We start from the raw sequence: 15,453 nt of genomic DNA, 5'->3' as shown, positions 1-15,453 counted from the left end.
GCATGTCCCAAAAGAACCTAACCCTCACCAGTCCCGTATAATATTTTCCTTAAATGGCGGTACGAACGAAAGAGGTTAACAATTATACCCTAAATAACGTTATGCCGTTACAATGTTCAGATTGATTATGGTCAGATACCACCATGATTGACCTGGTTTTTGTTATCTTTGTTTACTTGCGGTTTTGTAAAAATAATTGCGACAATGTATGTACATAAAACGATATATAGGGTGTTGGACGGTCAAAAAATATCCACCACAACAAAATGAAGTGTAATCCCGATTACTAATTGTGTAAGGGTCAAAGATTAATCTGGTAACGTTCCAGTTTACATAGAAGCAGGTAAGGAACGTTTTAGGCTAGCCAACTTGCCCTCTAATATAGTCCGAAATTTATTTCAACTGTCTACCGCAAGGGAGCATATCACAACTCCATGCGGTTTTCTTTTTTATAATAGGCTGGCTTACGAAGCAAAGTGACCCACAACAGCAAGCGAAAACATACTATTACGATGGCAACAGCAATGTTGTGAAACGAACAGCCAAAGAGCGTTTAAACGAGGAAGTACGACGCCGTGAGCGTATCATTCGTATCTTTCCTAACTGTGGCATACCGGTTACTTGGAGCTTTGTTGATGGAGATTGATGAGAAGTGGAGCAACGGTTGCAAATATTTGGATATGACGGATTATTTGGAATGGCGTAAAACGCATGCAAAGACTTCTTATAAGGTCGTGCGTTTAGGGTAGAGCAACTGATTTCGCTTGAGGGAATTTACACACAATTATGGACTTGACCTCGCCAGTGGCTAGTCTCAGAACAACATATTTATTCAATAAAACCACCCCATTTCAAGCCTATTAATTATCCAATTAGTTTAATACTTTGCTGCAATATTGGACATAAGCGGCTTTTGAAATAGGGTAAATCAAATAGTTTGATCAATAGACGCTTTGTATTTCGTTTGAAAGAGAATGCTTCAATATGCAGGTTCTTTGTCTATTCATATGTTATGATAACCGAGTACTCAGAAGAGAGGAGATGGAAGAATGGCAGCGCAAGCAGTGCGAATGAAACGATCAGAAGTCCCACTGGAAGCAACATGGAGATTGGAGGATTTGTTCGAATCAGACGCAAAATGGCTTGAGGAATTGCAAGCGATTACAGCTGATTTGGGCTCGGTTACTCGATTTACAGGCAAATTGCATGAAGATGCCGGAACTCTGCTGGCTTGTCTGGAAGCAATGGAGGCCATTTGGAAACGTGAGCAGTTATGCGGCAGTTATGCGCATTTACGATGGACGGAAGACAGCACGAATCCAGTGAATCAGGGGAATAACAGCCGTGCGCAGGATATGCTGGCTGAAGTGTCAGTTGCTCTATCCTTCTTCGAGTCTGAAGTTAGTGACATGGGGGACGAGGTATTGTCCGCTTTTTATGAAGAAGAGCCTAAGCTGCTGGAATTCAAGCCTTATTTGGATCAAATTGCAAGCAAGAAGCCGTATCGGCTGAGCAGTGAGACCGAATCGACGCTTGCAGCACTTGGCAGTGTCTTACGAGCACCGTACAAAATTTATAATCAAATCAAGCTTTCGGACATGTCGTTCGAATCTGTTACCGATCAGGAGGGTACGACATACCCGCTATCTTTTGCCTTATTTGAGAGTCGATATGTGGGCTCCCCAAATACATACTTGCGCAGAGAAGCATTCCGATCATTTTCCGAAACCCTGTATGCCCACCGCAACGGGATTGCGGCTGCGTATGCGACAGAAGTGAAGAAGCAGGTCGTGCTGGCAAAGCTTCGCGGATATGATCATGTAACAGATATGCTGCTGCATAATCAACAAGTGACGAAGCAAATGTACAACGCCATATTAGATACGATACAAACCGAGCTTGCTCCGCATATGCGAAGATGGGCAAATCTTAAGAAGCGTGTTCTTGAGCTGGATGAGCTTCGCTTTAGTGATTTGCATGCGCCGTTCGATCCTGAATATAATCCGGAAATTTCGTTCGAGGCCGCAGCGAGGCAGGTGGAAGAGGCGCTGCAGGTGATGGGGCCAGAATACGCAGCAATTATCGGGGAAGCCATTCAGAATCGTTGGATTGACTATGCGGACAATGTAGGCAAATCGACAGGGGCATTCTGTTCATCGATCTATGACGCCCATTCCTACATTTTGATGACATGGACCGGAAGCATGCGAGGGGCATTCACCTTGGCTCATGAGCTTGGCCATGCTGGACATTTTATGCTGGCTCATAAACATCAGCGAATAACGAACATGCGTCCATCGCTTTATTTTATTGAGGCACCATCCACGATGAACGAGATGCTGCTGGCTGACCACTTATTCCGTCAGTCGAACGATCCTCGAATGAGACGCTGGATTATTACACAACTATTGAGTACGTACTATCATAATTTTGTAACGCATCTGCTGGAAGGCGAAATGCAGCGCCGGGTGTATGAGCTTGCTTCACAGGGAGAGCCTATTACGGCCGATCTTTTGTCGCAATTGAAGGGGCAGGTTCAGAGCGATTTCTGGGGAGACGCCGTTGTGATGAATCCAGGTTCAGAACTGACTTGGATGCGTCAGCCGCATTATTACATGTCCTTATATCCATATACATACTCTGCAGGACTAACGGCCTCGACAGCAGCCGCAAAGCGAATCCGCGAAGAAGGCCAGCCTGCCGTGGAGCGCTGGTTAACGGCGCTGAAGGCAGGAGGCTCCTTGCCGCCATTGGAGCTGATGAAGCTGGCGGGCGTGGATATGTCCGATACGAATACAATTCGGGAAGCTGTGTCTTATGTAGGCGAGCTTGTGGATGAGCTTGTTCGTTTGTATGAGCAATGAGCGGGTAGAAACAAGGCAGCTCGCCATGCTGTACGATGCTGATATGATCAAGACGCCTATAACGGGGAAGCATGGTTCTGGAATGTAAGATCGCTTGATGGGAAAGTGTAAAAGCAAAAGAACAGTAGAACGAGATTCGTTATCCCGCCTACTGTTCTTTTTATTGTGTCATGAAATGAATCGCCATTTTAGTGAAGCCGATAGCGGCTCACGAATGCAACGCGATATGCGATTTCGATTGTACAACTGCTTGTTACCTCTTGAGCTGATCTCCATGCTGAGAAGCAGGAGCCGCATGTGGATGAGCAGCGCACCCGGACGAGCATGAGCGGTTTAATGCGCATGCAGCACAAGCTCCTTGCTTTGTCTTGCGTACATGGCGAACAACCATCCACAGTGCATAAGCAAATATGATCGTTACGATTCCGATTTCCGGCCACGACATGCGATTCACCTCTTCGTTTCAGGAATAACCGAGCAATTTGCCGATTCCCGTAATGATAAGCGCGACAACATAGGCAATGATCAAGGAATAGCCTATGGAGAACCACGTCCAGCGCCAGGATGCGGTTTCTTTTTTGATAATGCCTACCGTCGCGAGACAAGGGACATACAATAGCACAAATGCACAGAATGCATACGCAGACAACGGTGTAAATGCGCCGGCAATTTGGGATTCGAGCATGGCCGTATCCGGTGCGTGATAGATGATATTCATCGTGGATACGACAACTTCCTTTGCCAGAAAACCGGTAATTAAGGATGCACCCGCTTGCCATGTCGCAAATCCAAGCGGAGCGAACAATGGTGCCAGCACGCCGCCAATCATCGCTAGGAAGGAGTCATCCATTTCAACTCCAAAACCGCCTGGCCCAGCATATGTCATCAGCCAGATCAGCACGGAGCCTCCAAGAATGAAGGTACCGGCTTTGCGGACGAATCCCTTGCCTTTTTCCCATGTACTGCGGAACAAGGTTTGCCATTGCGGCATCCGATAAGGCGGAAGCTCGACGACGAATATGCTCTGTTCCTCCTTCATCATCCGCTTGGTGAACAGCTTGGCCAGCAGCAGGGAGAGCACAATGCCCATGACGTATAGAGACAGTACAACGAGCGCTTGGTGACTCTTGAAAAATACACCTGCAAACAAGGCGTACACGGACAATCGAGCTGAACACGACATTAGCGGTACGAGCAAAGTGGTGACGAGCCGTTCCCGCGGCTGCTCAATTGTGCGCGCGGCCATAATGCCGGGCACGTTGCACCCGAAGCCGATAACAAAGGGGATAAATGCCTTGCCGTTTAAGCCAACAGCCTCCATAAGTCGATCCATGACAATGGTGACGCGAGCCATATATCCCGAATCCTCAATAAAGGATATGAATAAAAACAAAATAAAAATTTGCGGTACGAATACGAGCACGCCGCCAACGCCCGCGATAATACCTTCTTCGATTAGCGCATGGGTGAAGGGCGATACGCCCATGGCATTCAACACGGATGCTGCGCCCTCTGTTAATGGGCCAGAGAAGAAGGCATCCAATGCGTCCGACGTCGGTGTTCCAATCCATTCGAATGTTGCCTTGAACATGAGGAACATAATGCCGAGAAAAATCGGAATCCCGAGCCAGCGATTTGTCACGATGGCATCGATGCGTTCCGTTAAAGTTTCGGCTCTCTCCTTCGTGCTATCAATCGCCTCTGCACACACACCTTGGATGAAGGCTGTACGAACCGCACGTATATGCTGTGCCATATGAAGCGCAATGCCTTGCTCCTGAAGCTGCTGTTCCGTTGCTTCACACAAGTGTTTTATCTGTTCATTTATGTCTTGACTCAGATGGCCCTGAACCCATTCACGAACCGTATTGTTTTGTTCCAAATATTGCAGCGCAATCCATCTTGCAGGCACTCCTTCTTGGCATGGCAGCCACTCTGACATACGCTGAATAGCCAGCTCCGTGATCTCTCCGTAATCCAGTTGGAATGAGTGATCTCCATCGTTCGTTGCTGCCCGATTTCCGGATTGTTGGGAAGGAATTTTATCGATATGTTGCAGAATAGCATCAATGCCCTGTTTGCGTCTTGCATTGACGGGAAGCAAGGGAACATGAAGCGCCTTGGACAGCTTCTGCGTATTGATATGAATACCGCGACCTTGGGCGACATCATTCATGTTCAGAGCGATATGAACAGGCAGGCCATATTCCAGTAATTGTACGGTCAAATATAAATTGCGTTCTAGCTGTGACGCATCGACGACGTTCAGTATGGTGTCAGGTCTTTCGTGAAGCAGGTAACTTACCGCTACGCTTTCGTCCCGGGACATCGGCTGCAAGGAGTAGATGCCTGGCAGGTCAATTAGGGTGCCCGAATTGCGATGGAGTTGGCCTACCTTCTTTTCTACGGTAACGCCTGTCCAGTTGCCTACATATTCATAGGAGCGGGTGAGGGCGTTGAATAAGGAGGTTTTTCCCGTATTCGGATTGCCTACAAGTGCGGTCGTACAAGTGTTCATGCGCCGTTCACCCCGATAAACCGAGCCTCGCTTTGGCGAATGCCGAACAATTGTCCATTTGCCTCAAGGGTGAGCGGGCCGCCGAACAAGCTGGTACGTTTCAGCTCTACGTGGGTTCCCTCTGTTATGCCCAAATCGCGCAGTCGGTGGCATACCGATGCATGAACCTTGGACAAATCGCAAATGCATGCACGTTGACCAGGCTTCAGTTGACATAGGGACATGCTCTCACAGAGCATCGTTGAATGAGTCGAGCGCATTTATAATCCTTCTTTCTTCATCTATATCGGTTCATCTTTAGGTGTAAAGTGCCAATTTCTTATTTATAATGATAATCGGTATCAATTGAATTTACATTGAATGTAGCACAAGCGAAGAAAAAGTACATGTGATTTTTTCATAGAAAAAGCTTAAAAATAGAGATAATCTATCAATTTGTATCAAATCGCCACAAAAATGAAGCTTTTTTGCTTTGCTTTATGAGTTTTTTTCCATTAGAATGGAGAGAAAACATTTGGCAAAGGAGATAGCGGGATGAAAACGAATCACTGCAAAATTGTCGACTGCACAATCCGCGACGGTGGTCTAGTGAACAATTGGGACTTCAGCGTCGAGTTCGTGCAAAGCTTGTACGCTTCATTAAATGAAGCTGGCGTCGACTATATGGAAATCGGCTACAAAAATTCGCCTAAACTGCTCAAAGGCGCTGACGAAGCAGGCCCTTGGCGATTTTTGGACGACGATTTTTTACGTACTGTCATTCCGCAGAAGGGAACTACGAAGCTATCCGCGCTAGTGGATATCGGCCGTGTGGATGAGAACGACATTTTGCCTCGCAGCGAAAGTATGTTGGATTTAATCCGAGTTGCTTGTTATATCAAGGATGTGGACAAGGCACTGGATTTGGTACGTACGTTCCATGATCGCGGTTATGAAACAACGCTAAATATTATGGCGCTGTCAAATGTGATGGAAAATGATCTCATAGAAGCATTTGCAATGATTAAAGAAAGTGTCGTAGATGTGGTATATATCGTAGATTCATACGGCAGTCTTGATCATAATGATTTTCATTTCCTTGTTAATAAGTTTAAGGAGCATCTGCCGAATAAGCGGCTTGGTGTTCATACGCATAATAATATGCAGCTGGCTTTCTCGAACACACTTGTGGCGGCAGAGCTCGGTGTTGAAATGCTGGATGCTTCCGTATATGGAATGGGGCGCGGAGCAGGCAACTGTCCGACAGAAGCTCTATTGACTCATTTGAAAAACAGCAAATATCAGCTTCGGGCCGTGCTCGGGTTCCTTGAAGAGCATATGATTCCGATGCGTGAAAAATGGGAGTGGGGTTACTTGATTCCTTACTTGATTACCGGCACGCTGGATGAGCATCCTCGTTCAGCTATGGCGATTCTTGCTTCTGATAATCGGGATAAATTTCTGGACTTCTATGATCAGATGACGACGCCAGAGGTTTCCATTCCTAAAAAGAATTCGTAAAGGACGGCAACTGTCCTGTACGATAGAAAGACCGCTTCAGCCTGAACGCTGAGCGGTCTTTTTTGTGTGCCCGGATATCGGTAGGAATCGATTACGATTGCATGCGAACGTATTTGCGCTCGCCTGTTTTGGAGTTGTAATACACTTGATATTTCAGTCCATCCTTCGGGTCAATAAAAATTTCCTTCGTAGGAATGAAATCACCGTTTACGCCAATGGCGTCCAAAGGGTTATCGTATTGCTTATAGCGCTTGTCGAAGTATTTCTTGCCGATCAAAATAAGAATGACAAGGCCGATAAGGGGCAGACCGTATACGAGTAAAGCGAGTTGGAAGAAGTGTACGACATCGTCCATTAGGATTGCACCGCTCTCAGCTTAACAACGGTTCCGTAAGCTACGATTTCACTCATATTCTGGCCAACGTCGCCGCTGTCGAAGCGCATCATGATGATACCGTCTCCACCCATCGCGTGAGCATTTTCAATCATACGATCCATCGCTTGTCGGCGAGCATCCTCGATCATTTGAGTATACTGCTTAACTTCCCCGCCAACGAGACCCTTCAAGGAAGCCATAATGTCGCCGCCGATGCCGCGAGCTCGAACAACTACGCCAAATGCTGTGCCCAGCACTTCGGATACTTCATAATTTGCAATACGTTCAGTCGTTACTACGATCATGAATGGTCAGCTCCTTTTGAACACCTATCTCGAGTTAAACTCTATCCCTTGTAGTATTATTCATACGGGGTATTTCTATTTTCGTTTCATATGAGAATCAGAGCTATAGACGGAAGGAATGTTCATTGCTAAAGATTTATTAAAAAGGCGAAAAATAGCAGAGATAAAATCATGTTTTAATGGAATAACGCTTTAAAGTTGGTTATGATGGTAACATAGAGATTATGCCTTTCCATATCTAATGATCGATCATGAGGGGAGAAGGATATGAGGGTCAGTATTTTTGATGTGGCTAAGAAATCAGGTTTATCCGTCGTAACGGTATCACGCGTTTTAAACAACGCAAAGACGGTTCGAGAGAAAAATCGGATTAAAGTGCTGCAGGCGATGAAAGAACTGGACTATCATCCTAATGCGGCAGCTCGCAGTCTCGCTAAGGGGAAAACGGGTGTCATTGGGATGATTGTTACTACGCTTCAAGATTCATTCCTGGATAGTATCGTACAAACGGTGTACTCACAGCTAAAAGATCATGGATATTACTTAGCCCTATCGGTTGCAGCAGAGCCGATGGAGCAAGGGGTCGGCACTGACCTGATCCAGGAGGATCGTGTGGATGGAATGTTAATTCTTTCAGCTGTACACGAGGAGCCTTATGTTGTAGAACTGAAAAAACGTAAAATTCCATTCGTACTTATTGACAATCAAACGATACAACCATCCGTGACAAACGTGAATGTGGATAATTATAAAGGCGGATATGGAGCGACGAAGCATTTGATTGATTTGGGGCATCGCTCGATCGCTCACATTCGGGGACCGCAGTTCTTTTTGAGCGCGCTTGAACGTGAAAGGGGTTTCAGGGGGGCAATGGAGGACGCGGGCCTCGAGCCATATGCCATAGAGGATGGCGCATTCAGCATTCAATCCGGTTATGATGCTGTCCAGCGCTGGCTGAAAAAAGGAAGTATGCCGACGGCGCTGTTTGCTGCCGATGATTTTACAGCGATTGGCGCCATTAATGCACTTTGGCAGGCAGGGTATAAAGTGCCAGATGATATGTCTGTAATCGGCTATGATGATCAAGTGATTGCTTCCCAATTGCGGCCGCAGCTGACAACGATGCGCCAGCCTGCTCATCAAATTGGAAGAGTGGCGGTTGATCAGCTGATCAAGCAAATTAATGGGTTGAATAAGCGCAGTGTGACTACGCGTTTGGATTCGGAAATCGTGATTCGAGAATCTACAAGCGCACCGAGGCAATTATAGCTGTAATATCAGTCCGATTAAGAAGAAAAGGCATGCGGTTATGAACTGGTGACCGTATGCTTTTTTCATTACAATAGGAATTAATGAAAAGTGATCGTTACAGAATGGGGCGAGACAAGTTGAAGGATCGTACGATCAAACATCTTATTCTATGGATTCCCACGATTACGATTGGCTTGTGGGAATATGTGCGCCACTCGTTCCTGCTTCCCTATGTGTCCATGGAGGTTGGAAACTGGCTCGCGCCTGCTATTGTCTTCATTGTATCCGCAACGCTGCTGACGCGATTGTTCAAGCTGCTGGATGAGACGCAGAGGAAGCTTCAGCGTGAGCAGCAGACGAAGGCGGCCTTAGAGGAGCGAGGCAGATTGGCAGAAGAGCTCCATGACGGGATATCCCAATCCTTGTTCATGTTGGCAGTCAAAATTGATCGACTGGAGACCGCCTCTATCGAGCAGCAGCCTGAACAGCTGGATAAGCTGCGGCAGACCGTTCGGCATGTGTATGAGGATGTGCGCCTTTCGATCGCGAACTTGCAAACGGTGCCTGAGGAGATCAATGAGTCTTGGTCGAATCAACTGGTTACCATGATTGAGGATATCCGCAAGGATACGGATTGGTCGCTGGAAGTGAAGTGGGAGCTGTCCGAAGATTTACTGTCATTGAAAGAAAAAATAGCGCTTCTGTCCTCGGTTCGCGAGGCGCTGCTTAATGTGCGCAAACATGCGGAGGCGGAGCATGTATGGGTTATTGCCAAGCCTGTCGCTGGAGGGTTTACCTGTGAAATTCGAGACGATGGCAAAGGATTTGTAAGGGAACCATTTGAACAGAAAGGAAAGTATGGGCTGAAGATGGTGCGAGACCGTACGATCAATATGGGCTGGGGCTTGTCTGTGGAACGAGATGGAAATTTGACGATTGTACGCATTTCGAGCTCATCATGACAGAAGATGCAAAAGGAGAGGGATATAGATGAATGCGGAACACGGTTCAGAAAAGCAGCATTGTTTTCGTGTATTGATAGCCGATGACAATGCACATGCGCGTGAGGGAATGAGGGATATTTTAGCGATTGATCCCGCGTTCGTCGTTGTGGGCGAGGCGGTGAACGGAGAAGATGCGCTCCGTATGACGGATCAAGTGATGCCTGACTTAATCCTGATGGACATTTCCATGCCCGTTATGGACGGATTGGAAGCTACCAAGCGGATCAAGGAGCAGTTTCCATACGTGAAAATTGTAATGGTTACCGTATCGGACGATATAACGCATTTGTTTGATGCATTGAAAAAGGGTGCGCAAGGCTATTTGCTCAAGAACCTACAGCCTTCAGCGTGGCATGAGTATTTGCGTGCGATCGCCATTGATGAGGCACCGATGTCGAAGGAGCTGGCGTTTCGTATATTGCAGGAGTTTTCAGCCAAAGGAGAAAGCAAGGCTCCTGCGTCAACACCACTGACAGGGCGTGAGCGGGAAATTTTGGAACGTGTGGCAAAGGGAGAATCGAACCGGGCGATTGCGGCCCAGCTCTCGCTGTCCGAGCACACGGTGAAAAATCACCTGAAAAATATTATGCAGAAGCTGCATTTGGAGAATCGTGTTCAGCTTACCCGATACGCATTAAAGCATGGTTTAGTGGATAACTAGTTTAGATGGATACCATCTTCATCGATCGAAAATAATTATAAATGTTCAAATGAAAACGTATTGCAGAATAGAAGGGGCTGTGCTATATTATTTCTTGTCACTTGATGTGGCGTGCAATACATGTCGGGACGTAGCTCAGCTTGGTAGAGCACCTGGTTTGGGACCAGGGGGTCGCATGTTCAAATCGTGTCGTCCCGACCATCTTATTACACTCATGTCAGGTATACTGCAATCGAGTGTTTTTTGCATATGCGGGTGTAGTTCAATGGTAGAACAGCGGCTTCCCAAGCCGCCGGCGTGGGTTCGATTCCCATCACCCGCTCCATAACAAATGAAATGCGCCGAAGGGCGCTTTTTTGTTTTATGGAGCGCAGAAAGGATGGGAAGCGAACCCTCGGGGTTCGACCGTCCGTAAAGACAACGAGGAAATGCAAGAGTAGGAGGCGCGTCAACACCTAACTTAGCTCGGCATCATAAATCATCCGCAACGCGATTACATGCGTACTCTCTTTCACAGGCGCAATGGTGCGTTCGCCCCCGTTACCATTATTCCGCGGCTTCAATCATTCGATAACTAAAGCCAGATGCAAGTATCTGCTTCATCATCATCAAATAACTGTCAAGAAGTATCTCAATTCCAATAATGAATCGGCAACAACTTCATATTTCCTGCATATTCATAGATCAGCGCAGCAAAAAGGCCGTTTCATGAAACACAAAAACGTTGGCCCTATATTAGCAATCAGGAGGGGGTTTGAATGAAGACCAAATATGTAAAAGAGTTTTCTTTTTCCCCGATATATGCATAATGTGCGGAATCTTTCTGGTCAGTATTAGCTTTCTGATTCCGAGCCTAGCAACTATCGGCACATGGATTGCTTTCGCCATAGGCATGGCAACTTATGCCGCTGCCGAGTATTTCACGCACCGCTTTCTTTTTCACATAAGAACTCCGAAGAACCCATTCCTGTTAAAAATAATTAAACGTTTACATTATGATCATCACGTAAATCCGGATGACCTGCATTTATTGTTTTTGCCTTTGTGGTACTCCCTGCCGAACTTCGCTATTGCGGGAACAATTGCCTACTTTATAACATCAAGCCTCGTGATGGCAAATGCTTTTATCGCTGGAATGATCCTATTCCTATTGTTTTATGAGTGGAAGCATTATGCTGCCCATCGTCCGATTACCCCCATCTCCCCATGGGGCCGTTGGATGAAGAAAGTCCATTTATGGCATCACTATAAAAATGAAAATTACTGGTACGGCGTTACAAACCCGGTTTTTGATCTCGCATTGGGAACCTTTCAGGACCACAAAAATGTCAAGCTAAGCCAAACTGCTCGCAACCTTGAACAACGCGATTATAAAAAGCTTGATCTGTAATTGTCCTTTCCCGCACTGCTGTACACATAAACCAAACAAAAACAACCCGCTAAACGCCAAAGTTTGCGGGTTGCTTTGATGTTGTCGCGCATCATAGCATTGTATCGCAGATAATGAAAGCCGAGTTCATCAGAGTAGTTTTGATTACATATTATCAGATGGTGAAGCTGGGCTTCATTATAGAGCAGGTGAGTGCGGCATGAAACAGGCGGTGATCAAAATCGTACTCGACCTCGGATACGAAAATGTTTAGCTGAAAGGATACCTTGTCGCGGATGACTTTCTAGTCGTCATCGAGGACGGCATTATGTGGCTCTACTATGTAGTACCAAGCTATCATACTTCTTTAAAATGAAGGACGAAACCGGGTCTTCCGGCATTTTCGACTTGGCATTGATAAACGACATCATCAATCGAAATCACGGCAGGGCGATCATATTCAATGAACTTATAGTTAACTTTCTCTTGTACACAATAACGTTCAATTTCATCTAAAAATTGCTGCTTGTTTTGCGGAAGTTGATCGAGTTCAACCGAAAAGCCTTTCTTCATCAGCTTTTTCCAAACCTTCTTCATGATGCTTGTCCTCCTCTACGCATAGATGATTCTTATCATCTATTCTACCATACCCATTTCCATATGCATCAAATAAGAAAGAATATGCGACCGACTCCATCGGACGGAAGAAGCGGTCGCATCGGTTTACGCTACGATACTCGTATCGCAGTTTATACGCGTTCGCGCCAGTAGTTTAGCAGGTCTTCGAGAGTTTGATCAAGTGGAATTTCAGGTCTCCAGCCTGTATGCTCTGTAAACTTCGAATGGTCGCCGAGCAAAATTTCAACGTCGGAAGGACGCATGCGGCTTGGATCTGGAACAATGTCGATCGTAATGTTGGATTTAGCCAGCAGCATATCGAGCATCTCGCGAATTGTTACGCAGGATCCGGATGCAATGTTGTAGCAATCGCCAGCTTCTGCTCGTTCCAGCGCCAGCCAATAGGCGCGAACGATATCCCGTACATCGGTAAAATCGCGCTTCGCCTCCAAATTGCCAACATGGACAGTAGGCGGACGAACGCCTTTCTCGATTTCGGCAATTTGCTTTGCAAAGTTGGAAGTTACGAATTGTTCGCCGCGACGAGGGCCCGTATGGTTGAACGTTCTCGTCCGAATGACATGGAGGCCGTAGCTCTTATGATACTGATACCCAAGATAGTCTTGAGCTGCTTTACTAACTGCATATGGACTTAAAGGCCGGAGTGGATTTTCTTCACGAATCGGAGTTTCATGAGGTTCAACATGACCATATTCCTCACTGGAGCAAGCAATTTGAATTTTACAATCCAAATTGAGGCGTCTAACGGCTTCAAAAATATTCAATTGGCCGGCAACATTGTTGTAGATTGTGTCTGCAGGAGAGTTCCACGATGTAGGTACAAAGCTCTGCGCGGCCAAATGAAAAATAAGATTCGGCTTCTCTTTGGTAATGAGTGTTTCAACGGAAAAAGCATCGCGAAGCTCGCATTCCACAAGATGAATGTCAGACAGAATGTGATTAATGTGCTCAAGGCGGCTGCGGTTGCGAATGGTGCCGATTACCTCTACATTTTTATCCAACAAAAACTCCGCCATATGACTGCCTACGAATCCGGAGATCCCGGTGACAAGTGCCTTCATGTAACTGATCTCACCTCTCAGGTTGATAACATACACCCATAGTTCAACATTACCCTATACTATGTGGAGTAGGCTTGAAAAGGTGACGGCATTCGTACGAATTATTCTTGTTCTGAATCCGTAGGCAGAAATCTGGCCAGCTCAGCAGGAATATCGTTGCGTGCACAGTACATTTCCCGCGTTTCGCCCAACAGGCATTCTTGACCGTGCAGCAGCAGATGCAGGGCAAATTGATTGGCTTGGCGCTCGAACTTGCCTACATGGAACAACGTATGCTGCTCGGTAAAAAAGTGGCCAATCCCTTTGTGCAGGCGATCATGAGCAAGCTCATGGGCACACACGAAGCGCTGCCATTCGAACGGCAATTCCGAATTGATGACAATATAACGGCGGCGAAGCTTATGGAAATACAGGCCGCGCGTAGATTTCCCCAGATCAGCAGTCCTAACTTGAATATTTAAATGCTGAGCAAGCTGAAAGGGACAGTTTGTTTTATATTTTCGAATCAAGGATCGTACAATCTTCTCTACATCCATGAGATGCACCTCGCGGATAAGTTAGTCAATGTGTCGTATTCAGCTCCGTGGCGGCTTGCGCTTGTTGCGCTTCTTTGCATCCCAGAACAGTGCCTCCAATACATGGAGAACTCGCTCACGGTCTTCTTCGTCGATAGGGACGCCATCGAACATGATTTCCGAATCTTCCTCAAGCAGCTGGCGGAAGTCCTTCTTATCCTTCCATGTGGCCCACTCGGGAATGGAGTCAGATGATGTTAAGGCCAGCGGCATCGGATTATCGATACGGCCAAGCAAATAATCGCTTGACGTATACAAAAGATCGGCAAGCCTGCCGATGATGTCACTTGGCGGTGTCGTTCGTCCCGCCTCATAATTGGCGACGTTCGCGCGCTTCATGTCAAGCGCCTGGGCGACGTCGTCTTGCGACAAGCCTTGCTTGAGCCGCAGCTCTTTAATGCGAGTGCCTACTAATTCTTTGTTCGTTATGGACATCGTTATCACCCTTATTTTACATATGTTCATAAATTCAGGATTGACGTTCATTTAAAGAGCGTGGTATTCTTTCAGTATAACACATAGGAACAAACGTTCGCAATGTATGGTTATTTAAATGAACAAGGATCATTCTATAGTGTAATTTTCCGTAACACAAGGCCAAGTTTTGCAGTTTTTTATTTTTCATGGAGTGTTGTTTTAAATAACTTATTCTATATTGCGTTATCCATAATATCCTTTCATTAAGGGGCGATGAAGATGTTAGCAACGATTAATCGAACAGCGACTCGTAAAATGGTGGAAAAGTATTTGTCTATAGCTTCTTTGTACAAGCGAACGGGTATCGTACGGAGAGAGATGAAGATGACCACTTCATATGAGCCTAGATTGCATGGGTCTACGAATCAAGTAGGAAAGCCGGTAGAAGAGATTGCACTGCATAATGTGGAGAAGGAAGCCTATATGAGAACCGTATACGATAATGTAATGAAGGCGATTGCCCACCTTGGCGATATTGAGAGAGAGCTTATTGTAAGCTGTTATCTCTCTCCAGAGACAGCGAAGCCGGATTACTTACTATGCTATGATCTGAACGTAAGTGAGCGTACATTTCGGAGAATTAAAGCACGCGCGATTATGGAGCTAGCATTCATGTTAGGTATAGAAGTGTTTGAGGATTAAGGTGCGCAGAGCTTGAGGCGAGTCGAAAAAAGTAACTTAGTAGTGACCTCCGGGTGGCCGGATGATGGCACTCGGTTGGACGGGGCAAGGTGCTAAGATGATAGTGTGAGGTTGTGGGCATGGGGCAGGACAGCCTTGCGGAATATAGGGAGAACCGTTTGCGGCGAAGCTGTATAACGGTTTTTTTGTACCACAGGATAGGAGGTGAAGG

General features: G+C 46.3%; 16 protein-coding genes, 2 tRNA genes and 1 pseudogene. 10 read left to right on the top strand and 9 right to left on the bottom strand.

Annotated features, from left to right (window positions below; genetic code table 11):
* Window positions 1-547: 547 nt before the first annotated feature.
* Window positions 548-749, top strand: a pseudogene (locus PAV_RS33570) (transposase); the annotation flags it as partial.
* 300 nt (window positions 750-1,049) lie between these two features.
* Window positions 1,050-2,864 carry an oligoendopeptidase F gene (pepF, locus tag PAV_RS17540; RefSeq protein WP_005548583.1) on the top strand — a complete coding sequence of 605 codons (1,815 nt, stop codon included), beginning with the start codon at window positions 1,050-1,052 and terminating at the stop codon, window positions 2,862-2,864.
* A 253-nt stretch (window positions 2,865-3,117) separates the two neighbouring features.
* Here pepF and PAV_RS17535 read toward each other — a convergent pair whose 3' ends face one another.
* From PAV_RS17535 to PAV_RS17525, 3 genes are read right to left on the bottom strand one after another with little or no spacing between them, the layout of a single operon-like run.
* Entirely contained in the window at window positions 3,118-3,309 is a 192-nt protein-coding gene (locus tag PAV_RS17535; RefSeq protein ID WP_005548582.1) for a FeoB-associated Cys-rich membrane protein, read from the bottom strand.
* 18 nt (window positions 3,310-3,327) lie between these two features.
* On the bottom strand, window positions 3,328-5,382 hold the full coding sequence (gene feoB / locus PAV_RS17530; RefSeq protein WP_005548581.1) for a ferrous iron transport protein B: 2,055 nt from the start codon (window positions 5,380-5,382) through the stop codon (window positions 3,328-3,330).
* Window positions 5,379-5,642: a FeoA family protein gene (locus PAV_RS17525; protein ID WP_005548579.1), complete on the bottom strand. Its 264-nt coding sequence runs from the start codon at window positions 5,640-5,642 to the stop codon at window positions 5,379-5,381. The genes feoB and PAV_RS17525 overlap by 4 nt, the downstream gene beginning before the upstream one ends.
* Window positions 5,643-5,916: 274 nt before the next feature.
* On the opposite strand from PAV_RS17525, the gene PAV_RS17520 reads away from it, so the two are divergent.
* Window positions 5,917-6,882, top strand: a complete 966-nt coding sequence (locus PAV_RS17520; protein WP_005548578.1) for an aldolase catalytic domain-containing protein — start codon at window positions 5,917-5,919, stop codon at window positions 6,880-6,882.
* A 91-nt stretch (window positions 6,883-6,973) separates the two neighbouring features.
* Here PAV_RS17520 and PAV_RS17515 read toward each other — a convergent pair whose 3' ends face one another.
* Window positions 6,974-7,237 (bottom strand): hypothetical protein, encoded by a 264-nt coding sequence (locus PAV_RS17515; RefSeq protein ID WP_005548577.1) that lies wholly within the window; start codon window positions 7,235-7,237, stop codon window positions 6,974-6,976.
* Window positions 7,237-7,563, bottom strand: coding sequence for a YbjQ family protein (locus tag PAV_RS17510; RefSeq protein ID WP_005548576.1), 327 nt, complete (start codon window positions 7,561-7,563; stop codon window positions 7,237-7,239). Before PAV_RS17510 ends, PAV_RS17515 begins: the two co-directional genes overlap by 1 nt.
* Before the next feature lie 267 nt (window positions 7,564-7,830).
* Here PAV_RS17510 and PAV_RS17505 point away from each other — a divergent pair, with 267 nt between their 5' ends.
* The 6 genes from PAV_RS17505 (at window position 7,831) to PAV_RS17480 (ending at window position 11,869) form a co-directional block, all read left to right on the top strand.
* Window positions 7,831-8,832, top strand: a complete 1,002-nt coding sequence (locus PAV_RS17505; RefSeq protein WP_005548574.1) for a LacI family DNA-binding transcriptional regulator — start codon at window positions 7,831-7,833, stop codon at window positions 8,830-8,832.
* A 104-nt stretch (window positions 8,833-8,936) separates the two neighbouring features.
* Window positions 8,937-9,776: a sensor histidine kinase gene (locus PAV_RS17500; protein WP_040736119.1), complete on the top strand. Its 840-nt coding sequence runs from the start codon at window positions 8,937-8,939 to the stop codon at window positions 9,774-9,776.
* Window positions 9,777-9,804: 28 nt separating this feature from the next.
* The gene (locus PAV_RS17495; RefSeq protein WP_005548572.1) at window positions 9,805-10,479 is read left to right on the top strand and encodes a response regulator; all 675 of its coding nucleotides are present in this window, start codon (window positions 9,805-9,807) and stop codon (window positions 10,477-10,479) included.
* Window positions 10,480-10,603: 124 nt separating this feature from the next.
* Window positions 10,604-10,680 (top strand) — tRNA-Pro (locus tag PAV_RS17490).
* 50 nt (window positions 10,681-10,730) lie between these two features.
* Window positions 10,731-10,804 (top strand) — tRNA-Gly (locus tag PAV_RS17485).
* Between the two features lie 429 nt (window positions 10,805-11,233).
* On the top strand, window positions 11,234-11,869 hold the full coding sequence (locus PAV_RS17480; protein WP_005548571.1) for a sterol desaturase family protein: 636 nt from the start codon (window positions 11,234-11,236) through the stop codon (window positions 11,867-11,869).
* Between the two features lie 336 nt (window positions 11,870-12,205).
* Here the strand turns inward: PAV_RS17480 and PAV_RS17475 are convergent, their stop codons facing one another.
* From PAV_RS17475 to PAV_RS17460, 4 genes are all read right to left on the bottom strand, one after another.
* The gene (locus PAV_RS17475) at window positions 12,206-12,445 is read right to left on the bottom strand and encodes a DUF4318 domain-containing protein (RefSeq protein ID WP_005548570.1); all 240 of its coding nucleotides are present in this window, start codon (window positions 12,443-12,445) and stop codon (window positions 12,206-12,208) included.
* 152 nt (window positions 12,446-12,597) lie between these two features.
* Window positions 12,598-13,548 (bottom strand): GDP-mannose 4,6-dehydratase, encoded by a 951-nt coding sequence (locus PAV_RS17470; RefSeq protein ID WP_005548569.1) that lies wholly within the window; start codon window positions 13,546-13,548, stop codon window positions 12,598-12,600.
* A 101-nt stretch (window positions 13,549-13,649) separates the two neighbouring features.
* The gene (locus PAV_RS17465) at window positions 13,650-14,084 is read right to left on the bottom strand and encodes an ImmA/IrrE family metallo-endopeptidase (RefSeq protein ID WP_005548568.1); all 435 of its coding nucleotides are present in this window, start codon (window positions 14,082-14,084) and stop codon (window positions 13,650-13,652) included.
* Between the two features lie 39 nt (window positions 14,085-14,123).
* The gene (locus PAV_RS17460) at window positions 14,124-14,558 is read right to left on the bottom strand and encodes a helix-turn-helix domain-containing protein (protein ID WP_005548567.1); all 435 of its coding nucleotides are present in this window, start codon (window positions 14,556-14,558) and stop codon (window positions 14,124-14,126) included.
* 261 nt (window positions 14,559-14,819) lie between these two features.
* Here PAV_RS17460 and PAV_RS17455 point away from each other — a divergent pair, with 261 nt between their 5' ends.
* Window positions 14,820-15,242: an ArpU family phage packaging/lysis transcriptional regulator gene (locus tag PAV_RS17455; RefSeq protein ID WP_005548565.1), complete on the top strand. Its 423-nt coding sequence runs from the start codon at window positions 14,820-14,822 to the stop codon at window positions 15,240-15,242.
* Window positions 15,243-15,453 lie beyond the last annotated feature (211 nt).

The organism is Paenibacillus alvei DSM 29, assembly GCF_000293805.1.
In the GTDB taxonomy this organism is placed as follows: domain Bacteria; phylum Bacillota; class Bacilli; order Paenibacillales; family Paenibacillaceae; genus Paenibacillus_B; species Paenibacillus_B alvei.
This window is presented reverse-complemented; position numbering and strand designations above follow the sequence as displayed.